Source organism: Photobacterium galatheae (genome assembly GCF_000695255.1).
Lineage (GTDB): Bacteria > Pseudomonadota > Gammaproteobacteria > Enterobacterales > Vibrionaceae > Photobacterium > Photobacterium galatheae.
On the sequence record NZ_JMIB01000029.1, the window covers coordinates 1 to 22,145 of the forward strand.

The 22,145-nt window shown below is 51.0% G+C and carries 20 protein-coding genes and 7 tRNA genes; 13 read left to right on the forward strand and 14 right to left on the reverse strand.

The window, feature by feature from the left end:
- Nucleotides 1-56 precede the first annotated feature (56 nt).
- The 10 genes from EA58_RS14870 to lolB form a co-directional block, all read right to left on the reverse strand.
- Nucleotides 57-133 (reverse strand) — tRNA-Met (locus tag EA58_RS14870).
- Nucleotides 134-177: 44 nt separating this feature from the next.
- Nucleotides 178-252: transfer RNA gene (locus EA58_RS14875), tRNA-Gln, on the reverse strand.
- A 3-nt stretch (nucleotides 253-255) separates the two neighbouring features.
- A tRNA-Leu gene (locus EA58_RS14880) sits at nucleotides 256-340 on the reverse strand.
- A 34-nt stretch (nucleotides 341-374) separates the two neighbouring features.
- Nucleotides 375-461, reverse strand: a tRNA-Leu gene (locus EA58_RS14885).
- A gap of 36 nt (nucleotides 462-497) precedes the next feature.
- Nucleotides 498-574: transfer RNA gene (locus EA58_RS14890), tRNA-Met, on the reverse strand.
- A gap of 268 nt (nucleotides 575-842) precedes the next feature.
- On the reverse strand, nucleotides 843-1,934 hold the full coding sequence (ychF, locus tag EA58_RS14895; RefSeq protein WP_036754506.1) for a redox-regulated ATPase YchF: 1,092 nt from the start codon (nucleotides 1,932-1,934) through the stop codon (nucleotides 843-845).
- 71 nt (nucleotides 1,935-2,005) lie between these two features.
- Nucleotides 2,006-2,596, reverse strand: a complete 591-nt coding sequence (gene pth, locus EA58_RS14900; RefSeq protein WP_036754509.1) for an aminoacyl-tRNA hydrolase — start codon at nucleotides 2,594-2,596, stop codon at nucleotides 2,006-2,008.
- Between the two features lie 125 nt (nucleotides 2,597-2,721).
- Nucleotides 2,722-3,669, reverse strand: coding sequence for a ribose-phosphate pyrophosphokinase (locus EA58_RS14905; RefSeq protein ID WP_081819702.1), 948 nt, complete (start codon nucleotides 3,667-3,669; stop codon nucleotides 2,722-2,724).
- A 10-nt stretch (nucleotides 3,670-3,679) separates the two neighbouring features.
- Nucleotides 3,680-4,567 (reverse strand): 4-(cytidine 5'-diphospho)-2-C-methyl-D-erythritol kinase, encoded by an 888-nt coding sequence (ispE, locus tag EA58_RS14910; protein WP_036754515.1) that lies wholly within the window; start codon nucleotides 4,565-4,567, stop codon nucleotides 3,680-3,682.
- 15 nt (nucleotides 4,568-4,582) lie between these two features.
- Nucleotides 4,583-5,257: a lipoprotein insertase outer membrane protein LolB gene (gene lolB / locus EA58_RS14915; RefSeq protein ID WP_081819703.1), complete on the reverse strand. Its 675-nt coding sequence runs from the start codon at nucleotides 5,255-5,257 to the stop codon at nucleotides 4,583-4,585.
- Between the two features lie 283 nt (nucleotides 5,258-5,540).
- Here lolB and hemA point away from each other — a divergent pair, with 283 nt between their 5' ends.
- From hemA to kdsA, 6 genes are all read left to right on the forward strand, one after another.
- The gene (gene hemA, locus EA58_RS14920) at nucleotides 5,541-6,803 is read left to right on the forward strand and encodes a glutamyl-tRNA reductase (protein ID WP_036754518.1); all 1,263 of its coding nucleotides are present in this window, start codon (nucleotides 5,541-5,543) and stop codon (nucleotides 6,801-6,803) included.
- Nucleotides 6,804-6,905: 102 nt separating this feature from the next.
- Nucleotides 6,906-7,994, forward strand: a complete 1,089-nt coding sequence (prfA, locus tag EA58_RS14925; protein ID WP_036754544.1) for a peptide chain release factor 1 — start codon at nucleotides 6,906-6,908, stop codon at nucleotides 7,992-7,994.
- Complete coding sequence (gene prmC, locus EA58_RS14930; protein ID WP_036754521.1) at nucleotides 7,994-8,839, forward strand: peptide chain release factor N(5)-glutamine methyltransferase; 846 nt, start codon at nucleotides 7,994-7,996, stop codon at nucleotides 8,837-8,839. Before prfA ends, prmC begins: the two co-directional genes overlap by 1 nt.
- Nucleotides 8,840-8,892: 53 nt before the next feature.
- Nucleotides 8,893-9,273, forward strand: a complete 381-nt coding sequence (locus EA58_RS14935; protein ID WP_036754523.1) for a SirB2 family protein — start codon at nucleotides 8,893-8,895, stop codon at nucleotides 9,271-9,273.
- A gap of 5 nt (nucleotides 9,274-9,278) precedes the next feature.
- Nucleotides 9,279-10,091, forward strand: coding sequence for a SirB1 family protein (locus EA58_RS14940; protein ID WP_036754524.1), 813 nt, complete (start codon nucleotides 9,279-9,281; stop codon nucleotides 10,089-10,091).
- Between the two features lie 38 nt (nucleotides 10,092-10,129).
- On the forward strand, nucleotides 10,130-10,981 hold the full coding sequence (kdsA, locus tag EA58_RS14945; protein WP_036754527.1) for a 3-deoxy-8-phosphooctulonate synthase: 852 nt from the start codon (nucleotides 10,130-10,132) through the stop codon (nucleotides 10,979-10,981).
- Nucleotides 10,982-11,118: 137 nt separating this feature from the next.
- Here the strand turns inward: kdsA and EA58_RS14950 are convergent, their stop codons facing one another.
- The gene (locus EA58_RS14950; RefSeq protein ID WP_036754529.1) at nucleotides 11,119-13,002 is read right to left on the reverse strand and encodes a methyl-accepting chemotaxis protein; all 1,884 of its coding nucleotides are present in this window, start codon (nucleotides 13,000-13,002) and stop codon (nucleotides 11,119-11,121) included.
- Nucleotides 13,003-13,365: 363 nt separating this feature from the next.
- Between EA58_RS14950 and EA58_RS14955 the strand changes: the two genes are divergently transcribed.
- The gene (locus tag EA58_RS14955) at nucleotides 13,366-14,730 is read left to right on the forward strand and encodes a Na+/H+ antiporter NhaC family protein (protein ID WP_036754532.1); all 1,365 of its coding nucleotides are present in this window, start codon (nucleotides 13,366-13,368) and stop codon (nucleotides 14,728-14,730) included.
- A 90-nt stretch (nucleotides 14,731-14,820) separates the two neighbouring features.
- On the opposite strand, the gene EA58_RS14960 is transcribed toward EA58_RS14955, so the two are convergent.
- Nucleotides 14,821-16,704, reverse strand: a complete 1,884-nt coding sequence (locus EA58_RS14960) for a methyl-accepting chemotaxis protein (protein ID WP_036754534.1) — start codon at nucleotides 16,702-16,704, stop codon at nucleotides 14,821-14,823.
- Nucleotides 16,705-17,203: 499 nt separating this feature from the next.
- On the opposite strand from EA58_RS14960, the gene ushA reads away from it, so the two are divergent.
- The 3 genes from ushA to EA58_RS14975 all read left to right on the forward strand — a co-directional run bounded on the left by ushA (nucleotide 17,204) and on the right by EA58_RS14975 (nucleotide 20,148).
- Complete coding sequence (gene ushA / locus EA58_RS14965) at nucleotides 17,204-18,871, forward strand: bifunctional UDP-sugar hydrolase/5'-nucleotidase UshA (RefSeq protein ID WP_036754536.1); 1,668 nt, start codon at nucleotides 17,204-17,206, stop codon at nucleotides 18,869-18,871.
- 137 nt (nucleotides 18,872-19,008) lie between these two features.
- The gene (gene ybaK, locus EA58_RS14970) at nucleotides 19,009-19,482 is read left to right on the forward strand and encodes a Cys-tRNA(Pro) deacylase (RefSeq protein ID WP_036754537.1); all 474 of its coding nucleotides are present in this window, start codon (nucleotides 19,009-19,011) and stop codon (nucleotides 19,480-19,482) included.
- A 51-nt stretch (nucleotides 19,483-19,533) separates the two neighbouring features.
- On the forward strand, nucleotides 19,534-20,148 hold the full coding sequence (locus tag EA58_RS14975; RefSeq protein ID WP_036754539.1) for a LysE family translocator: 615 nt from the start codon (nucleotides 19,534-19,536) through the stop codon (nucleotides 20,146-20,148).
- Between the two features lie 9 nt (nucleotides 20,149-20,157).
- Here EA58_RS14975 and smrA read toward each other — a convergent pair whose 3' ends face one another.
- Both smrA and EA58_RS21405 read right to left on the reverse strand, forming a co-directional pair.
- On the reverse strand, nucleotides 20,158-20,739 hold the full coding sequence (gene smrA, locus EA58_RS14980) for a DNA endonuclease SmrA (protein ID WP_036754541.1): 582 nt from the start codon (nucleotides 20,737-20,739) through the stop codon (nucleotides 20,158-20,160).
- A gap of 121 nt (nucleotides 20,740-20,860) precedes the next feature.
- Nucleotides 20,861-21,001 (reverse strand): DUF3149 domain-containing protein, encoded by a 141-nt coding sequence (locus EA58_RS21405; RefSeq protein WP_036754542.1) that lies wholly within the window; start codon nucleotides 20,999-21,001, stop codon nucleotides 20,861-20,863.
- Nucleotides 21,002-21,270: 269 nt separating this feature from the next.
- Here EA58_RS21405 and EA58_RS14990 point away from each other — a divergent pair.
- The 3 genes from EA58_RS14990 to EA58_RS22020 all read left to right on the forward strand — a co-directional run.
- Nucleotides 21,271-21,347: transfer RNA gene (locus EA58_RS14990), tRNA-Pro, on the forward strand.
- Between the two features lie 199 nt (nucleotides 21,348-21,546).
- Nucleotides 21,547-21,623: transfer RNA gene (locus EA58_RS14995), tRNA-Pro, on the forward strand.
- 273 nt (nucleotides 21,624-21,896) lie between these two features.
- Nucleotides 21,897-22,145: hypothetical protein (locus EA58_RS22020; RefSeq protein ID WP_235199624.1), on the forward strand; the 249-nt coding region annotated here is incomplete at its 3' end.

The window sequence follows — 22,145 nt, forward strand, 5'->3', positions numbered from 1 at the left end:
CCAATTCCGCCACCACCGCAATATCCGGGTGAACGATTTGCCTTTTGGGCAAATTATGGTGGCTACGACGGGATTCGAACCTGTGACCCCATCATTATGAGTGATGTGCTCTAACCAACTGAGCTACGTAGCCAACAATTTTGTATCAACGCCGACCGAAGCCTACGTTGCTGAATATGGCAGGGCTACCTGGATTCGAACCAGGGGATGGCGGCATCAAAAGCCGCTGCCTTACCGCTTGGCGATAGCCCTAAATGGTGCGGAAGGAGAGACTTGAACTCTCACACCTTGCGGCGCCAGAACCTAAATCTGGTGCGTCTACCAATTCCGCCACTTCCGCATATTGTTGCCTTTCTTCAAAGGCTAGATGTCATTGGTGCGGAGGGAGAGACTTGAACTCTCACGTCCTTGCGGACACTAGCACCTGAAGCTAGCGCGTCTACCAATTCCGCCACCACCGCGTGGAATGACATCTTGTTTCTCACTTAGCGTGAGAATGGTGGCTACGACGGGATTCGAACCTGTGACCCCATCATTATGAGTGATGTGCTCTAACCAACTGAGCTACGTAGCCATCCGAACCGATTCAGCCAGTTTTCACTGTTGCCTTTTCGTCAGGCGCTGTCTCGGGAACGGGGCGCATTATGCTTATCCCTGTCTGGAGCGTCAATAGTTTTTTTAAGAATCCCCTGAAAATCTGCCTGTTCGATGGTTATTTGGACGAAATGACCGATTGCCATGCTAGGTCAGTGATTTGGCGGGCAAAAAATGATCAATCTTTCTTCGTGGGCAAAAAAAGGCCGACAAATGCCGGCCTTGATGTGTTCATTTTTCGTCATCTATCAGACGTTGAAGCGGAAATGGACCACATCGCCATCTTTGACGATGTAATCTTTACCTTCCAGACGCCATTTACCGGCTTCTTTGGCACCGCTTTCACCGTTGAACTCCACAAAGTGCTCATAGCCGACGACTTCGGCACGGATAAAGCCCTTTTCAAAGTCGGTATGGATCTTACCGGCAGCCTGAGGTGCCGTTGCACCGACAGGAATGGTCCAGGCGCGAACTTCTTTCACACCCGCAGTGAAGTAAGTTTGCAGATTCAGCAGCTCGTAGCCTGAACGAATCACACGGTTCAGGCCCGGTTCTTCAATGCCCAGATCAGCCAGAAATTCTTCGCGATCAGCATCGTCCAGTTCAGCAATTTCAGATTCAATCGCAGCACAAACAGGAACGACCACGGCATTTTCTTTGCTGGCGTGCTCAATCACCATTTCCAGGTGCGGGTTATTTTCGAAACCGTCTTCACTGACGTTTGCGATGTACATCGTTGGCTTCAGTGTCAGGAAGTTCAGATAATCGATCGCAGCTTTTTCTTCTTTACTCAGCTCAACTGAACGAGCCATACCACCTTCAGTCAGCGTTGGCAGCATTTTTTCCAGAACCGCGATTTCAAATTTGGCATCTTTGTCACCGCCCTTGGCACGTTTCGCCTGGCGCTGAATCGCACGCTCACAGGTGTCCAAATCGGCCAGTGCCAGTTCAAGGTTGATGATTTCAATATCATCTAATGGGTTGATCTTGCCGGCAACGTGCACGATGTTGTCGTTTTCAAAGCAGCGAACGACATGGCCAATCGCATCTGTTTCACGGATGTTCGCCAGGAACTTATTTCCCAGACCTTCACCTTTGGAAGCACCAGCAACGAGACCCGCGATATCTACGAATTCCATGGTTGTTGGCAGGATGCGCTCAGGATTGACGATTGCAGCCAGTTTATCCAGACGCAGATCCGGCACAGGCACGACGCCTGTATTTGGCTCGATCGTACAGAAAGGGAAGTTCGCCGCTTCGATTCCTGCTTTCGTCAATGCATTGAAAAGAGTGGATTTACCTACGTTCGGCAGGCCCACGATACCACATTTAAAACCCATGGCTTGAAACCCTTTAGTGATGCTTCCGGTATCCCGCTTTCGGGCGGAATGGTGAAAAAGTCAGATTAAACTTACTCGGCTTTGAAAGAATGAAGCCGGTTTTGTGCCTTGGTCAGGCCGTCTTTCAGCCAGATATCAAGGCAGCGAACGGATTCGTCAACCGCAGCGTCAATCATCGATTGTTCGCCGACCGGGGCTTTGCCCAATACGAAGCCAGTCACTTTGTGCTTGTCTCCGGGATGGCCAATGCCGACCCGAAGACGGTAAAAATTCTTGTTGTTGCCCAATTTGCTGATGATATCACGCAACCCATTGTGACCCCCGTGGCCGCCACCCTGTTTGAACTTTGCCACTCCCGGTGGCAGATCCAGCTCATCGTGCGCGACCAGAATTTCTTCTGGTGTAATCTGGAAGAAATTCGCCAGCGAAGAAACCGATTTACCCGACAAATTCATAAAAGTTGTTGGGATCAGCAATCTCAGATCTTCACCGTTCAGTTGGATCCGGCCTGTCAGACCAAAATATTTTGGATCGCTTTTCAGGCTGATGTTGTGGATCCTGGCCAGCTCTTCTACCACCCAGGCACCTGCGTTATGGCGGGTTTTGGCATATTCCGGACCTGGGTTTGCCAGGCCAACCAGTAAACGGATTTTTTGACTCACGCTGGTCTCTCTATGTCATCGGGATCAAAACGCGCGCTATGTTAACACTGCTGCGGAGATAAATAAAAACAAACACGCCTCGCACTGGGCGAGGCGTGTTGCGTGTCGTTCAGTTGTCTGAGCGATTAGTGCTCAAACATCGCAGAGATGGACTCTTCGTTGCTGATACGACGGATCGCTTCAGCCAGCATGCCTGACAGGCTCAGTACAGAGACTCTGCCGGTATCCAGCATGGCTTGCGATAGTGTGATTGAGTCTGTCACGATGACTTCATCAATCACTGAATTTCTGATGTTTTCAGGCGCATTGCCAGAGAAAACAGGGTGGGTTGCATAGGCAAACACACGACGAGCGCCGCGCTCTTTCAGTGCTTCGGCAGCTTTACACAGTGTACCGCCGGTGTCGATCATGTCGTCAACGATGATGCAGTCACGGCCTTCAACATCACCAATCAGGTGCATGACCTGAGAGACGTTGGCACGTGGACGGCGTTTGTCGATGATCGCGATATCCGTGTCGTCCAGAAGTTTTGCCGTTGCACGGGCACGGACAACGCCGCCGATATCCGGAGAAACGACTACTGGATCTTCCAGATTCTTCGCCAGCATATCTTCCAGCAGCACAGGAGAACCGAAGATGTTGTCTACCGGTACATCAAAGAAGCCTTGGATCTGTTCGGCGTGCAGGTCAACAGTCAGGACGCGGTCAACACCGACGTTTGACAGGAAGTCAGCAACAACTTTAGCCGTGATAGGAACACGAGCAGAGCGGACGCGGCGGTCTTGGCGGGCATAGCCGAAATAAGGGATAACAGCGGTGATACGGCCAGCGGAAGCGCGACGCAGAGCGTCAATCATCACCACCAGTTCCATCAGGTTATCGTTGGTTGGGGCGCAAGTCGATTGAATGATAAAGACGTCGCTGCCGCGGACGTTTTCATTAATCTGAACACAGACTTCACCATCGGAGAAACGGTTCACTGTCGCGTCTCCTAGTGAAATGTAAAGACGGTCAGCGATGCGTTGGGCTAGCTCTGGTGTAGCGTTACCAGCAAACAGCTTCATATCAGGCACGGGGTAAACCTCAGTTGCGTCCAAGTTGTATTGACTGACTTTCTGCAGTATGTCGACGCAGGGCCGTCATCAAAGGTGACTGATTCACCCCTTTCGCGACAAAACCACGCAGCCAGTCGGGTAGTTTTTTCAGGGTTGCAGTAGCCGCTTGCTGAGAGCTAAATTCAGCAAAAACACAAGCGCCAGTGCCGGTCAATCTCGACGGCGCGTATTCTAACAGCCACGAAAGCGCCTTATCAACCTCAGGGTAAATTCTTCTCACGATTTTTTCGCAATCGTTTTCGTATTTGCTGTCCAACAGCACATTTAACTGGCGTTTCGGTGTATTTCGCGTTAAATCAGGTGCCGTGAATACATCCACCGTTGCAATACTGACCTCAGGCTTGACCACTAAATACCATTTTTCCTCGGGTTCAGCCGGGTGTAACTGCTCACCAATCCCTTCTGCAAAGGCACTGAAGCCACGGACGAATACGGGCACATCAGCACCCAGTGCCAGCCCGAGTTCGGCCAGTTCATCGGGGCTGAACCCGGTTTGCCAGAGAAAGTTTAACGCGACCAGGGTTGTTGCGGCATTTGAAGAGCCGCCACCCAAGCCACCGCCCATGGGGAGTACTTTCTGGATGCCAATATCAGCCCCCGCGGTAATGCCGGCTTTTTTGCGCAATGCATCTGCTGCCCGGTAAATCAGATTCTCCTCCAGCGCGACACCTTCAACGGCTGGCGTCAGTGTGATGATATCGTCCTTGCGCGGAGTAATGGATAAGGTGTCCCCGTAATCCAGAAACTGAAATAAGGTTTGCAGTTCGTGGTAACCATTGGGGCGCTGGCCAGTAATGTACAGAAACAAATTAAGTTTAGCGGGCGCCGGCCAGCTTGTCGTTTGTGTGTTTATCATGGAAGTCTGTGTCTGTTATTTTTGAGTCTGCCAGCGGCTGATCACCAGTTTGATCCGTTTATCACCCTGTGAAAGCACCAGTTTACTGGGTAACGCAGGGGAAACGCTTTCATCATAATCGTGATAATCCAACTGCCAGAGTTGTCCGCCCACTTGTTTTGCCAGATAAGCCACGCGGTTTTCCGTGTTGAGCTGATAGGTGTCGGCATCTGTGGGTAATCCCAGCAGCCAGTCACGCATCTGGTTAATCGGCAGAGCAATATGAGTCAGAGACAGCACCAGTTGTGCAGGATCGCTCCCCTGGTAACGTTTTCCGTCATTGTCGATCAAGATGGCCCGGCCTGGTTGACTGTCGAGTTTCAGTAAGGTCGTGCCTAAAAAATTGGTGAGCAACAAGTGATCAGAACCGGTATTGGTTTTCCAGCTCAGGTTTGCTGTAAAGCGTTGCTCTGGGCTGATATAGCCCAGCTTACCGTTCGCCTGAAAGGCAGAAATAGCAGATAATGCTTTCTGGTGTGTTTCCCAGTCGGTTGCGATCGGGCTGGTTTTGGGGGTGATTGTACAGCCGGCCAACAGAATGAGCAGGCTTCCCGTCAATAAAGCGCGAGCTGGTCGGAGCAACCGGAGCAAACGCTGTCCGGTGGTCAGGCCTTCTGTTCGCGCAGAGAGCGGCGAAATCGCCTTTTGCATAAATTTCCCCTAAATATCAGCGCGTGCTGAATGACTTGTTTTTTCTTCATTTAGAAATACATCAAAGCGCTATCATAGCATGACTTTATTTTCAGAATCTGCCCGCTTTCGGTTCATGACATTTGTGAAAATTGTCGGTAAAGTCAGTTTTTGAATCGCCGCTGGTCCCCAAGAAAACGTGTTCCGGCAGACAGAATCGAGTCATATCCTTTTATTACGCAGGGGCATCAAGTAAAATGCGCCGCTGGATCTTTATCATCGAGAAGTAGGTAACACCATCTCCATGACCTTGCTTGCATTAGGAATCAATCACAAAACAGCGTCTGTTGATCTGCGTGAGCGTGTTGCCTTTTCGCCGGAAAAATTGACCGAAGCCCTACAGACACTGGCACAGCACCCGGAAGTGAACAGTGGTGTGATCGTTTCTACCTGCAACAGGACGGAAATCTATTGCGATGTTTCACACACCGGCCCGGGTGTCATGATTGACTGGCTGAGCCGCTTTCATGATTTGCCTGCCGAAGAACTGATGCCGAGTCTGTATTTCCATGAGGAGCAGGCGGCGGTCCGTCATTTAATGCGTGTGGCATGTGGTCTGGATTCCCTCGTACTGGGAGAGCCGCAGATTCTGGGGCAGGTGAAGCAGTCTTACTCAGATTCGAGAAAGCATGAAGTCATGCACGGCATGCTGGAGAAACTGTTTCAGAAAGCATTCTCGGTGGCAAAGCGGGTCAGGACAGAGACCGATATCGGTGGCAATGCGGTGTCGGTGGCGTTTGCAGCCTGTACCCTGGCAAAACAAATTTTTGAATCGATGAGCAAAGCGAGTGTGCTGCTCATCGGTGCCGGTGAGACCACGGAGCTGGTGGCTCGCCATATGGTCGAACATGGTTGTCGCAAGATTATCATTGCTAACCGGACGCTAGAGCGAGCACAGACGCTGGCCGATGAATTTGGCGCGGATGTGATCAGCCTGCCAGAGATCCCGGATCATATTCACCGGGCAGACATTGTGATCAGTGCGACAGCCAGTCCGCTGCCAATTGTTGGCAAGGGCATGGTTGAGAAGGCTCTGAAAACCCGTCGCCATCAGCCCATGTTGCTGGTTGATATTGCGGTGCCAAGGGATGTTGAACCTGAGGTCGGTGAGCTGGAAGATGCTTATCTGTATTCGGTGGATGATTTGCAGAGTATTGTGGAACGGAACCGCGAGCAGCGAAAAGTGGCGGCGATTCAGGCTGAGGCGATTGTCAGTGAGGAAAGTGCAGCCTTCATGCATTGGTTGCGGTCACTGGAAGCGGTCGACAGTATCCGCCAGTATCGGTGTTATGCCGATGAAGTGAAACATGATTTGCTGAGCCGGAGCCTGCAGGCGCTGGCCAATGGCACTTCACCGGAGAAAGTGCTGACAGAGTTCAGTAACCGGCTGACGAACAAGCTCATTCATGCACCGACCAAAGCAATGCAGCAGGCTGCGCAAGATGGCGAGCCGGAAAAACTGGCTGTAATTCGTGAAACCCTGGGGCTGGATGTCCTGAAAGAGTAACCGGGCCGTTTGCTGCCGGATACGTATACTGTTTTATTTTCTGACACGCCATGCCAATAGGGCATGGACGGGTCGTGATTAGGATCTGATGTTGTAAACATGATGAAACCGTCCATTTTAGCGAAATTAGAATCCCTGGTTGAACGCCATGAGGAAGTGCAGCATTTGCTGGGTGATGCTGCAATCATTGCTGATCAGGATAAATTCCGTGCCTTGTCTCGGGAGTATTCGCAGCTTGAGGAAGTCAGCACCTGTTTCCGTGCCTACCAGCAGGCACAGTCAGATCTGGCCACTGCCGAAGAAATGGCGGGAGAAGACGACCCGGAACTGCGCGAAATGGCGCAGGATGAAATCAAGCAAGCCAAAAGCGATATTGAGCGTCTGGAAGATGAGCTGCAGGTGTTGTTGTTGCCCAAAGATCCGAATGATGAGCGTAACTGCTTCATTGAAATTCGGGCCGGTGCCGGCGGTGATGAAGCGGGTATTTTTGCCGGCGATCTGTTCCGTATGTACAGTAAGTTTGCCGAAAGTCGCCGTTGGCGGGTTGAAGTGATGAGTGCGAACCCGGCAGAGCATGGCGGTTATAAAGAAATGATCGCGAAAGTCAGCGGTGACGGGGCTTACGGTGTGCTGAAATTTGAGTCTGGTGGTCATCGGGTTCAGCGGGTACCTGCGACAGAATCTCAGGGACGCGTGCATACCTCTGCCTGTACCGTGGCGATTCTGCCGGAAATTCCAGAAGCGGAAATCCCTGAAATCAATGCTGGCGATCTGAAAATTGACACTTTCCGCGCATCCGGCGCCGGTGGTCAGCACGTCAACACCACTGATTCCGCCATCCGGATCACTCACTTGCCAACGGGCATTGTGGTTGAATGTCAGGATGAGCGTTCTCAACACAAGAACAAAGCGAAGGCCATGTCGGTTCTGGCCGCCCGGATTATCAAAGCCGAGGAAGAAAAGCGTCAGGCTGAAGAAGCCAGCACGCGCCGGAATCTGCTCGGTTCGGGTGATCGTTCCGACCGTATCCGGACCTATAACTACCCACAAGGCCGGGTATCTGATCACCGGATTAACCTGACGCTTTACCGTTTGAATGAAGTGATGGAAGGCGAACTGAACAGTCTGATTGATCCTGTCTTGCAGGAGCATCAGGCCGATCTGCTGGCGGCCATGGCTGATCAGAACTGATGAACCCTTCGATTGACACGACCCTGAAGCAGGCCGCAGCACAACTGGCGGCTTCAGGCTCAGACAGTCCGCACATTGATGCGGCAGTGTTGCTCTGTGATGTGCTTGGCAAGCCGCGCAGCTATCTGCTGACCTGGCCGGAAAAAGTACTGACGGATGCAGAACTGGATGCATTTTCAGTGTTGCTGGCCCGTCGTCAGGCCGGTGAACCGGTCGCGTACATTGTCGGTGAGCGTGAGTTCTGGTCGTTGCCATTCAAAGTTGCACCCCATACCCTTATCCCACGTCCGGATACAGAGCGTCTTGTTGAAGTCGCGCTGGAAAAAATTCCAGCCAACTCAGCCGTGCTCGATCTGGGGACCGGGACAGGCGCGATTGCTTTGTCTCTGGCCTCGGAGCGGCCGGACTGCCGGTTCACTGGTATTGATGTCCGCCCGGAAGCCGCAGCACTGGCCGAAGAGAACCGTCAGTGTCTGCAGATCACAAATGCCCGAATTCTGTGCGGCAGCTGGTTCAGTCCGTTGTCAGCGGATGAGCGCTTTGCCGTGATTGTCAGTAATCCCCCTTATATTGATGAAGCGGATCCGCATCTGAATCAGGGGGATGTTCGTTTTGAACCGCGAACAGCACTGGTGGCAGAAGACGCAGGTCTGGCGGATATTCGCCATATCTGTGAACAAAGCAGACTGTTTTTGACCCCGGGGGGCTGGTTACTGCTGGAGCATGGCTACCAGCAAGGCGCAGCCGTTCGGGATATTTTTGAACAACTCGGTTATCAACAAGTGATGACCGTTCAGGATTATGCGGGCCAAGACAGAGTAAGCTTAGGCTGCTGGTCTGTCTGATCATCACGATCAGGTTGGCATCATTCGAAGGAAACGATAAAGAGAAAAACCAGATGTACATAGCACTGAAACATTTTCATTTAACGATTATCGCCCTGAGCGTCCTGCTGTTTGTCGCTCGTTTTGGCCTGATGATGGCTGATTCAGCACTGCTGCAGAAAAAAGTCCTGAAAATCACCCCGCATGTGGTGGATACTTTCCTGCTGCTGAGCGGCATTGCGCTGATCCTGTACACTGGCTTTATTCCGTTTACTGCGGGTGCAGGCTGGCTGACTGAAAAGCTGACCTGTGTTCTGGCTTATATTGCTTTAGGTTTCTTTGCCCTGAAATATGGCAAAAATAAGGTCTTCAAGACCTTCGCATTCCTGGGAGCCCTGGGCTGGTTGGCGATGGCTGGTAAGCTGGCCGTAACAAAACTGCCAATGCTGGGGTAAGACAGATGCAGTTCAACGAAGAAAGCCGAGATTACGAAGCGGTGACTCTGGTCGAAGGTGCCATTGATCTGATGATGGATCTGGAGCCTGGATTTCCTGCGCAATGGGTACGACTGCAACTCAGCAAACTGGTGAAAGAAGCAGAAGCTGCCTTGATGCATGAAACGAATTCGCATTTGCGTCTGGAAGGTTTGATCCGCCTGTTTTATCACGACTGGGGATTCAGTGGTGATCGCAACCAGTACTATGCGGCAGAGAATGCCTGTCTGGATAAGGTGCTGGAACGCCGAAAAGGGATCCCAGTCAGCCTGGGCGCTGTTTTCATGTACATAGCGCAGCATCTCGAATTGCCCGTATCCGGTGTTGCTTTTCCGACTCAGTATATCCTGCGTGTTGACTGGCCGGATGCAGAGACCCAGTTTATCAACCCGTTTGATGGTGAGTTTGTCAGCCAAAAAACGCTGGGTGCCTGGCTGAAAGGCCATAAAGGCCCGCTGGCACCGTGGCGGGACAGTTATCTGACAGCCACCAGCCATACCGATGTGCTTGCCCGCTGGCTGACCGTCCTGAAAAGTGCCTTACTCCGTGAAGAACAGTATGCTGACGCACTGCGTTGCAGCGATCTGGCTTTACTGTTGCGCCCGGGTGATCCCCATGAAATCCGTGACCGGGGCTATATTTATCAGCAACTGGAATGCAGTCATGCAGCGGCAATGGACTATACCTATTTCATTGAGCAGTGCCCGGAAGATCCGGCAGCAGAACTGCTGAAGCTTCAGGTGAAAGTCCTGAGTGCGCAGACGCAGGTATTGCACTGAGTGGTCTGAACAAATTGACAGAAAAGAAGAGTAGAAGCATGCAACAGAAAGTGGTTCGTGTTGGTGACATCGAGGTCGCTAACGACAAAGCCTTTGTGCTGTTTGGCGGTATGAACGTTCTGGAATCGCGCGATCTGGCGATGCAGATCTGTGAGCACTATGTCAAAGTGACAGAAAAGCTGGGCATTCCTTATGTGTTCAAGGCTTCCTTCGACAAAGCAAACCGTTCTTCGGTCCATTCTTATCGCGGTCCGGGTATGGAAGAAGGCCTGAAAATTTTTCAGGAACTGAAAGATACCTTCGGGGTGAAAATCATTACGGATATTCACGAGCAGTATCAGTGCCAACCGGTGTCTGAAGTGGTTGACGTGATTCAGCTGCCGGCTTTCCTGGCGCGCCAGACCGATCTGGTTGAAGCGATGGCGAAAACCGGTGCTGTGATTAATGTGAAGAAACCGCAGTTCATGAGTCCGGGTCAGGTCGGTAACATCGTCGAGAAGTTTGCAGAGTGTCATAACGACCAGATCATTCTGTGCGAGCGCGGTGCGCTGCATGGCTACGATAATCTGGTTGTGGACATGCTGGGTTTTGATGTGATGAAACAAGCGTCGAAAGGCAGCCCGATCATCTTTGATGTGACCCATGCACTGCAGTGCCGTGATCCATTGGGGGCAGCTTCTGGCGGTCGTCGTGAGCAGACGGTGACGCTGGCGCGTGCCGGGATGGCTGCAGGCATTGCCGGTCTGTTTATGGAAGCGCACCCGAATCCGAATGAAGCGCGTTGTGATGGTCCGTCAGCTTTCCCACTGGATAAGCTGGAACCTTTCCTGAATCAGATCAAACAGCTGGATGATTTGGTGAAAAGCTTCGAGCCGATCGAAATCCAGTAATTGTGTCGTCATGGCTGTTGTTTCGAACAGCAGAACACAAAAATGTCTTGTTCCGAAAATCATAAAAGGGGGTGTCTGATGACACCCCCTTTTTTCATCGTTTGACCCGTCCTGTCCTGACGACAGGGCCGGATGGATTACAGCTTAAAGCGGCTGATTTCCTGTTGCAGTTCGTGTGACAGCTCAGACAGTTGTGCCGCCTGTTGTGCTGCTTCACCGGCTTCCAGTGCCAGTTCGTTCGACACGTCACGAATGCCTTCTGTATTGCGAGTAATTTCTGAAGTGACTGAAGACTGCTCTTCAGCGGCCGAAGCAATTTGTGTGGCCATATCACTGATATTGGTAATCGCCGAGATGATCTGAATCAGGCTGGCAGACGCTGAATTGGCATCATCCACACTGGTTTCCGCGAGGCTACGGCTGTCACCCATAATGCCGACGGCGCGACCTGTGGTCTGTTGCAGTGTTTCAATCATCTGCTGAATTTCTTGAGTTGAGTCATGTGTGCGTTGGCTCAGGACACGAACTTCATCGGCAACTACGGCAAACCCACGGCCCTGTTCACCGGCACGGGCTGCTTCAATCGCAGCATTCAGGGCGAGCAGGTTGGTTTGTTCTGCGATGTTCTGAATGGTCGACAGAATGGTGGTAATGCTTTGCGCGTGATGGTTCAGTTCACTGATGACATCGGTCGCGGTTTCCACTTCACCGGCCAGACTGGTGGTTGAAGACTGGCTTTGTTCAACCTGCTCGGCACCATGTTCAGCGGCTTTAACCGTTTCGGTTGACGTGCGTGCCGTATTGTCGGCGTTACCGGCAATTTCCTGCGTTGCTGCAGCCATTTCGTTGATGGCCGTAGCCACCATATTGATTTCATCCTGCTGATGACGGATGCGGGTACTGCGTTCTTCAGCCTGAGAGGCGGTCTGATGTGCCTGAGAGCTGAGCGACTGAGAGACATCACGCAGACGGGTCACCATGCCGTGCATGTTACCGACAAATCGGTTGAAGTTATGGGCCAGTTGGCCGACTTCATCATCGCTGCGTGGTTCCAGACGCTGTGTCAGATCACCTTCACCGGTTGCAATTTCAGCCAGTGCATGAGAAACACGGCCCAGATCGCGGAACAGAAAGCCCACCAGCCAGGCAACGGCTGCCAGAACAATCAGAGTAATGATGATTGAGGTGATGATCAGGCGAGTCAGTAGCTGGCTCTGACTGGCTTCTTCCGTGGCCTTGTCCATTTCCAGGCCAAGGATCCAAGGCGTACCCGGGACTGCTGCAAAATAAAGCATCTTGTCCACACCGTTGATGGATTCATGGATGATGGTGTCACGACCAACAGCCTGTTGAATGTCGCTGATGTTTAGATCCTGGCTGTAGTTGATGACAGGTTTCAGCAACAGATTCTGATCATGGTGGGCCAGGAAGGTATTATCCTGCGTATTAATCAGCATGGCGAAGGCATTTTTACCCGCATCCAGATTGATAACATCAGAAATCAGCTGATCAATCAGTACATCCGAGCCGATCACGGCGATCAGCTGACCGTTCTGTTTCACGGGCTCAGCTAAAGTCACCAGCAGGGCATTGGTAATGGCATCACGGTAAGCCGTGGTGATGATTGGTTTGTTCGCCGATTGGGCATCAATGTACCAAGGACGCTGGCGAGGGTCATAGCCTGCACGGTTTCGTTCCGGATAAGAGCGGAACATTTCCCCGGCTGGTGTCCCAAAATAAATTTCGTCAAAACCACCGGCATTTCGGGCCTGTTGCAGAAATGGAACCGGGTCGGTGGATTTCACGTAAGGTTGGATGGCGCTGGTCACGCTGCGCCGGATATTGATCCAGTCACTGATCCCTTTGGTTGCGGTTTTGCTCAGGCTGTCAGCGCGGCTGAAAATACTGTTTTGGGTTTGTTGGTAAAGTTGATTTGCAGCCAGCCATGTCAGCGCGGTTGCCATAACCACGACGGCAGATAAGCTGGCACCTATGAGTTTTTGCTTTAGGGTCAGTTTCATTGTGAGTCTCGATGGATGGAACGGAAGCTGGTGTTGATTTTTTCTCATTTGTTGCACAAAAAATGTGACAAATGAGGAAAAATAATCCTGGGAATTCTATATAGCTATACGACTGTTGTATATGGAAATTTAATGCCTAATGCGACTGATAATTGACGAATGGCAGGATAAAAATTTGTCGTATAGCGATAAACGTTGCATATTCAACTGTTTACTCTATGCGAATATGGATGCAGACAATTCGATTTATTGAAAGTTTTTCAATTAAATGCATATTTAGATGTTTAGACGTCTAGAAGTTGACACGTGTGGATGTAAGTCTTAGGCTATGCGACCAATTCAAAATAATATGCTGTAGTGATCATGTCGCACGATTCAACACAACATTCTTCGGAAACCATCGTTCCCTCTGCTGTGGCGTTATTGCCACTCGCTGTCTTTCTGGCGCTGTTCATTGGCGTCGGGAGTTACCTGACCTGGCAGGGCGTTGATTTTGCTTTTTATCAGTTGCCAGCGCCCGTCGCTGCACTCCCTGCGGTGCTGGTCGGGATTTTGCTGAGCAAAGAGAGGCTCAATCAAAGTATTGAACAATTCATGCGGGGCGTGGGACACAGCGACATTATTGCGATGTGTATGATCTACCTGCTTGCTGGCGCCTTTGCGGCCGTCGCGAAAGCAACCGGTGGTGTGGATGCGACCGTCAACCTCGGCTTGTCGTTGTTACCATCCAGCCTGATTCTGCCGGGTATTTTTGTCATTGCGGCATTGATTGCAACGGCTATGGGTACATCGATGGGCACCATTGCTGCTGTCGCACCGGTTGCCTTAGGTATCGCGGATACTGCAGGTCTGGATAAAGCGCTGACTGCTGGTGTGGTCCTGAGTGGTGCGATGTTTGGTGACAACCTGTCAATTATCTCAGATACCACCATTGCGGCCACCCGCTCTCAAGGATGTGCAATGCGGGATAAATTCCGTGAAAATATCGCGATTGCGCTCCCGGCGGCCATTGCAGCGATTCTGCTGTTTTTGTTTGAATCGACCCCGACACAAGCCCCTGCGGTGACCAGTATTGAGTGGCTGAAAGTGCTGCCATATATCACGATTCTGGTACTGGCCGTGGCCGGACTGAATGTGTTTGTTGTGCTGAGTCTTGGACTGATGCTTGCTGGAGGGGTAGGTTTGCTGTCTGTGCCTGACTACGGACTGGCAAACTGGGGGCAAGACATCTACGCGGGCTTTGGCAACATGCAGGAAATTTTCCTGCTTTCCATGCTGATTGGCGGGATGGGTGAGTTGATGCGCCGTCAGGGCGGGCTGGCTTTTCTGACACGACTGATCAACCGAATCATTGGTGGCTTGAGTCGTCAGGCGAAGGGTGAACAGTCTCAGAAAGCCAGTGAGCTGGGGATCGCCGGACTGGTCAGTCTGACGAATCTGTGCACGGCAAATAATACCGTGGCCATTATTGTTGCCGGCGGTGTGGCGCGTGAACTGGCTGAGCAAAATGGCGTGACGCCGCGCCGTTCCGCCAGCTTGCTGGATATTTTCTCTTGTGTGATTCAGGGCATTCTGCCGTACGGCGCACAGGGGCTGTTGCTGGGTTCGGTATTTGGCTTATCTCCACTGACTGTGGTCAGCCATTCTTACTACTGTTTCTTCCTTGCTGCGAGTGCCATGATTGCGGTGTTTGTGAAGCATCAGCAGCGAATTGCCGTGACGGCATGAATCTGAATCGCCTGACATAAGACATAAAAAAACACCCCGTTTGGGGTGTTTTTGTTGGTCTTTATGAATCTGCGCTGTCTGAGCTGAGGATTACAGCTTAAAGCGGCCGATTTCCTGTTGCAGTTCATGAGACAGGTCGGACAATTGCGCCGCCTGCTGTGCCGCCTCACCAGCTTCCTGAGCCAGTTCGTTCGACACATCACGAATGCCTTCTGTATTGCGGGTGATCTCAGAAGTCACAGAAGACTGCTCTTCCGCAGCAGAAGCAATCTGAGTGGCCATATCACTGATATTGGTAATCGCAGAAATGATCTGAGTCAGACTGGCGGATGCTGAATTGGCATCATCCACACTGGTTTCTGCCAGACGACGGCTGTCACCCATAATACCGACGGCGCGACCTGTGGTCTGTTGCAGCGTTTCAATCATCTGCTGAATTTCCTGAGTTGAAGCGTGCGTCCGCTGGCTCAGAACACGCACTTCATCGGCAACCACGGCGAAGCCGCGACCTTGCTCACCGGCACGGGCTGCTTCAATGGCTGCATTCAGTGCCAGCAGGTTGGTCTGCTCGGCAATATTCTGAATGGTTGACAGAATGGTGTTGATGCTCTGGGCATGATGGTTCAGCTCACTAATCACATCGGTTGCGGTTTCCACTTCACCGGCCAGGCTGGTGGTCGAATGCTGGCTTTGTTCAACCTGTTTCGCACCATGTTCCGCGGCCTCCACAGTTTCTGTGGATGTGCGGGCTGTGTTGTCAGCATTGCCGGAAATTTCCTGCGTTGCCGCTGCCATTTCATTGATGGCCGTAGCCACCATGTTGATTTCATCTTGCTGATGACGAATCCGGGTGCTGCGTTCTTCAGCCTGAGAAGCGGTTTGATGCGCCTGAGCATTCAGTGACTGAGAGACATCGCGCAGACGCATGACCATGCCATGCATATTGCCGACAAAGCGGTTGAAATTGTGGGCCAGCTGGCCGACTTCATCATCACTGCGAGGTTCCAGTCGTTGAGTCAGATCGCCTTCACCGGTCGCAATTTCTGCCAGTGCATCAGACACTCGGCCCAGATCACGGAACAGATAGCTCACCAGCCAGGCTACGGCGGCCAGAACAGCCAGGGTAATGACAATCGAGGTGAGAATCAGTCGGGTCAGCAGTTCGCTCTGACTGGCTTCTTCGGTGTCTTTGTCCATTTCCAGGCCGAAAACCCAAGGCGTACCCGGCACTTTAGTAAAGTACAACAGCTTGTCTTCACCATTAACGGGCACGTTGATAATTTTGTGGGAATTAACGCTTTCCTGGATATCGCTGATACTCAGTTCCTGACTGTATCCATTGATGGATTTGAGCAGCAGAGATTTCTTCGGGTGAGCCAGGAAGGTGTTGTCCTGGGTGTTCATCAGCATGGCGAACGCATTTTCACCGGCATCCAGGCTGATTACATCAGAGATGAGCTGATCAATCAGAACATCAGCACCGACGACAGCGGTCAGTTGGCCGTTCTGCAGGACGGGTTCAGCCAGTGTGACGAGAAGCGCATTGGTGATTGCGTCATGATATGCCGAGGTAATGACGGGCTGACTGGTTGATTGGGCTGCAATATACCAAGGGCGTACGCGAGGATCATAGCCTGCACGGTTTCGTTCCGGATTTGAGCGAACCATTTTGCCTGTTGGTGTCCCGAAGTAGGTTAAAGCAAATCCACCCGCGTCACGGGCTTGTTGCAGGTAAGGGACTGGCTCGGCCAATTCCACATAAGGTTTAATCGCCCCGGTAATACTACGTCGAATATTAATCCAGTCACCGATCCCTTTGGTGGCCGTTTTGCTCAGGCTGTCAGCGCGGCTGAAAATACTTTCCTGTGTTTGCTCGTTGAGTTGGTTTGCGGCCAGCCAGGTCAGCGTGGTTGCCATAACCACGACAGCAGATAAGCTGGCACCGATGAGTTTTTGCTTTAGGGTCAGTTTCATTGTGGGTCTCGGTGGATGGAACGGAAACTAATAACGGTGTTTGCTCATCATGTTGCACAAAAAGTGTGACAAATGTGGGGTAGCAACACTTGAATTCCTTATAGTAATACGACTGTTGATTAAATAAACTTAAATATTAGATGTGACTAATATGTGGTGCATATTGAGATAAAAGTTTGCCTAAAAAGCATAATCCACGCATATTCAACGAATTATCCCTCTGCCAAATCGTTAAAATGATCAAAAATTGATTTTCACGATAAGCGATAGACTGAATTTCGTTTCTTATTTTGAGAAATGCTGCCCATTTTTGACATGTTTTTGCCGGTATCTCCTTCAAAACTAAAAAATGATATCGATTGCATAGTGATCAATTTAACACTCTGGTGAAATCACCTGCCACGTCGTCATTGAATCTTTTACACTGAACACCGTTTTGGGCACTGCCACCATCACGGAGGGCGGCACGCCATGAAAGTAGACTGTGTAAGGTGATGAAATGACGACAAAACTGTTAACCCGTACTGCCTTGTCTGCGGGACTGCTATTGGCTCTGGCAGGATGTGCTAGCCAGGATCAGGTTGCCGGCTGGCAGCAAGACCAGACCTATAAGTTCACAATTCTTCATACCAACGATCATCACGGCCGTTTCTGGACCAACCGCAACGGCGAGTATGGCATGGCTGCCCGTAAGACTTTGCTGGATGAGTTGCGTGCAGAAGTTGCTGAAGAAGGCGGTACGAGCCTGCTACTTTCTGGCGGTGATATTAATACCGGGGTGCCAGAGTCTGATCTCCAGGATGCGGAGCCAGATTTTAAAGGGATGAACATGCTGGGTTACGACGCGATGGCCGTTGGTAACCACGAGTTCGATAACCCGCTGGATGTACTGCGCAAGCAGGAAGGCTGGGCGAACTTCCCAATGCTGTCTGCCAATATTTATGACAAGGCGACAGGCAAACGCTTGTTCCAGCCTTACCAGATTTTTGAACAGCAAGGGCTCAAGATCGCCGTGATCGGTCTGACGACAGAAGATACGGCCAAAATCGGGAATCCTGAATACATCGGGAGCATTGAGTTCCGCGATCCGAAATCAGAAGCCAAAGCACTGATTGCCGAGCTGAAAGAGACTGAGCATCCAGACGTGATTATTGCCGCAACGCATATGGGTCATTATGTGAATGGCAACCGTGGTGTAAATGCCCCGGGTGATGTTGCGCTGGCACGCTATATGAAGCCGGGTGATCTGGATTTGATCGTCGGTGGCCACTCGCAGGAGCCGGTGTGTATGGAAGCGCCGAACGTCGCCAATGCTGGCTTCAAGCCTGGCGACGACTGTAAGCCGGATCAGCAGAATGGTACCTGGATCGTTCAGGCGCACGAGTGGGGCAAATATGTGGGCCGTGCTGACTTTGAATTCAAGAACGGTAAGCTGAATCTGGTGAGCTACGACCTGATCCCGGTGAACCTCAAGAAAAAAATCAAACTGGCTGACGGTTCTTCACAACGCGTGTTTGTTGAGAAGGAAATTGCTCAAAACTCTGAGGTGAAAGCCTTCCTGACCCCTTATCAGGAGCGTGGTCAGGCGCAGCTGAACATTCAAATTTCTGAGTCGAACGGCAAGCTGGAAGGTGATCGTAATGTGGTGCGTTTCAAGCAGACGAATCTGGGACGCTTGATTGCTGCAGCGCATATGCAGCGTGCAAAAGCGGACTTCGCGGTCATGAACTCCGGTGGTGTACGTGATTCGATTCCGGCGGGTGCCATTACCTACAAAGATGTCCTGAAAGTCCAGCCGTTCGGCAACATGGTGACTTACACGGATATGACAGGCGCTGAAGTACTTGATTATCTGAACGCTGTGGCAACGAAGCCGGTTGACTCAGGTGCTTATGCACAGTTCTATGGCATTCATATGGATGTGAAGAACGGAAAAGTCAGCAATGTGATGATCGGCGGCAAAGCTTTGGTTCCGAGCAAGTCATACCGTTTCACAGTACCGAGCTTTAATGCCGCTGGCGGCGACGGTTACCCTAAACTGACGGATCACTCAGGCTACGTGAATACAGGCTTTGTTGATGCTGAAGTGCTGAAAGACTATCTGGAAGCCAACCGTCCGGTGAACGTTGATACTTTTGAACCAAAGGGCGAGATTGTTTACCGTTAATTTGCACTGACGGTCGTTGAATACAGGCTCACCTATGCACTTAGGTGAGCTTTTTTTATGATTGTCAGTCTCGCAGGTGCCTTGGCGAAATGAGACCTGTTCGATATAGTGAGGAGCGAACGATCTCGGAGGACAGGATGACACCCGCAATCAATCTAGCCAAAAAGCACAAAATTGCCCACAAAGTTCATCAGTATCAGCATGATCCCAACAATAGTCACTTTGGGATGGAAGCGGCTGAAGTCCTGGGGCAGGATCCGGCAAGAGTTTTCAAAACGCTGTTGTTTGCCTGCAATGGCGATCCTAAACAACTGGCGGTTGCGATTGTCCCGGTTGCCGGCATGCTGGATTTGAAAGCGGCGGCAAAAGCGGCCGGTGCGAAGAAAGCCGATATGGCTGATCCGGCGATTGCGGAGAAAACTACGGGCTATATTGTCGGTGGGATCAGCCCGTTAGGACAAAAAAAGCGGCTGCCGACCTTTCTGGATGAATCGGCCACTATATTTGAGACCATTTGTGTCAGTGCCGGACGCCGTGGTCTGGAAATTGAACTGACACCCGTTGACTTACTGCAACTGACAGGTGGGAAGCTGGCAGCACTGGCCAAATAACCCCCGAGACGAACCTTGATACAGAGCCGAGAAGGGCGAATAGGAGACAGAATGACTTTCACGATCTGGCTTTCACTACTGATGATTTGCATGTTGGGTGCAATGTCTCCGGGACCGAGTCTGGCTGTTGTTGCCAAGCACAGTTTGTCAGGCGGAAAGTTGCATGGGATCGCAACCTCCTGGGCACACGCGTTTGGGGTGGGGGTGTATGCTTTACTGACTTTACTCGGACTCGCGGTCGTTCTGAAACAGTCGCCGTTGCTGTTTCAGGTGATCACCTATTCGGGTGCTGCCTATTTAGCTTATTTGGGGATAAACGCGCTGCGCTCCAAAGGCGGCGTCGCGGCGAAGCTTGCTGCCGGAGCATCGGCCAGTCTGGCCGAAGCGGCGAGAGATGGCATCATGATTTCTATTCTGAATCCGAAGCTGGCGCTGTTTTTCCTGGCCCTTTTCAGTCAGTTCGTCGCTGTTGGCAGTCAATTTAGTGATCGCGCGATTATTGTGGCGACACCGCTGCTGGTGGACGGGCTCTGGTATACGCTGATTGCGCTGATCTTATCCCGGCCTGCGGTTTTGGAAAAATTACGCAGCCGGGCACAGTTGATAGACCGTCTGTCTGGCGTGGTCTTATTGATGCTGGCCCTGCGTGTGGTCTGGCTGGCTTAAAAAGTCGGCCTAACCCATCCGTTTTTGATGTCGTTCCCGATTTTCCAGTTTACGTTCCGGGCTTTTCTTCAGCATGACATAGAGGGCACCGTTCCCACCGTGCTGGCGCAGTGCTGAGTGATAGCCCATCACATCACTGATTTGGATTAACCAGGAAGCGACGAAACTTTTCATCAGTGCTGGCGGGGTAGAGCGCTCCCCTTTACCGTGCACAATCAGCACGGTTCGGATATCCATGCGCTGGCATTGTTTCAGGAAACTCAGGACTTCATCTCTGGCTTCTTTCAGGGTTTTCCGGTGCAAGTCGAGGCGGGCCTGAATGTCATATTTACCCAGACGCAATTTGCGAATCACACCATCCTGTACGCCATCGCGCTTGAAATCCAGCATATCATCGGGTTTGACCATCTGAGCATAATCTAATGACAGATATTCAGGGTCACTGTCGGACAGGCTTTGGGCTGCAACCTGACGGGCAAGCTGTGTCTCTGTAATCTGGTGTTTTTTCTCTGTAAGTACGGTGTCTTGTTCCAATGGGGCGACATCAGCCATCATTTCACGGAACAGATCCAGTTCGTTTTGATCTGACATGGTGAGCTGTTTTTACTGCGGACTTTAAAAGAATTATACGTGGCTGGCTGGGAAAAAAAAGAATCCTGGGAGCCTGTCAGTGTCCGCAGGATTCAATGAAGATTGGAGATAACGGAAAATTTTACTGTTGTGAATCAGCTTTCATGACTTTATAGACGAAATAGCCGCCATAAAAGATCATCAGCCCCAACGCACCGAAAATCACAATCATTGACGACAAACCGACCGGGTTACCGAAGAGTAAATCAAGCCAAAATTCCATGTGATGTCCTCTGCTGTATGGAAACTAGTTGCAATCTTAGTTTAAGGGGGTTGCAACGCAGATGATCTGGATCAATCTCGGACAAGGTTCCATCAATTGGGTGTGTTTTTTGTGGTTTGGGCAATAAACCCTGCTCAAAGTGATGATTTACTCATCAAGTAATCAAAAGAAAGGAAATTTTACTTCCTTCCCTCTTGCGTTTGCCAAATTTGCCAGTATTATAGGCCACCTCGAAAGGCAATGTGATTTCAGGTCTTTCAGAAAATTATCGGTGAATAGCGCAGTTTGGTAGCGCATCTGGTTTGGGACCAGAGGGTCGGGGGTTCGAATCCCTCTTCACCGACCAGTTCTTTTAGGCTTGCAGTATTGCAAGCTGAAGGTTGGTAGAAGTAAATCGGGTCGGGGTCTGGAAGCCCAGCCGCGTCGAATCCCTCTTCACCGACCACGAATTCAAAAACGCGGTTTGAGTAACCTGAATAGTAAGGGTTATACTTTCAAAAGAAGCAAATCTCGTTATTAAGACTGTTGATACAGCAAAGACATTTCGGTGAATAGCGCAGTTTGGTAGCGCATCTGGTTTGGGACCAGAGGGTCGGGGGTTCGAATCCCTCTTCACCGACCACTTTCGAAAGCCCGCTCAATGAGCGGGTTTTTTTGTATGCGCAGAATCTGTGATTATCTATGGTTATCAAGTGGTTGATCGGGTCGGGTGCGGAAGCCCGTCGTCGCACGGAAGCCTGCCGCGAATGAATCCCTCTTCACCGACCACTTTCGAAAGCCCGCTCAATGGACTGTCTTTCCTACATAAATCCTTCGAAAAAAAAACGACATATTTTCATTTAAAATCAACCAATTATCGTCATTCCCGCGCAGGCGGGAATCCACTGAGCACGGGATGAAAGCAATCAACCGGATTCATTTTGTTCCTCATTTTCCGTGCAGTCTTTCTCTAAAGTCACTGGATCCCCGCCTGCGCGGGGATGACAGAAGGAAGAGGGATGACAGAACTTTCGCTAAGTCTCATGATCTTTCAGATGTGATTAAGAGACAGGTAGACACCTGTCTTTCCTACATAAACCCTTCGATAAAAACTGATGTTTTTTCATTTAAAATCAACCAATTATTGTCATTCCCGCGCAGGCGG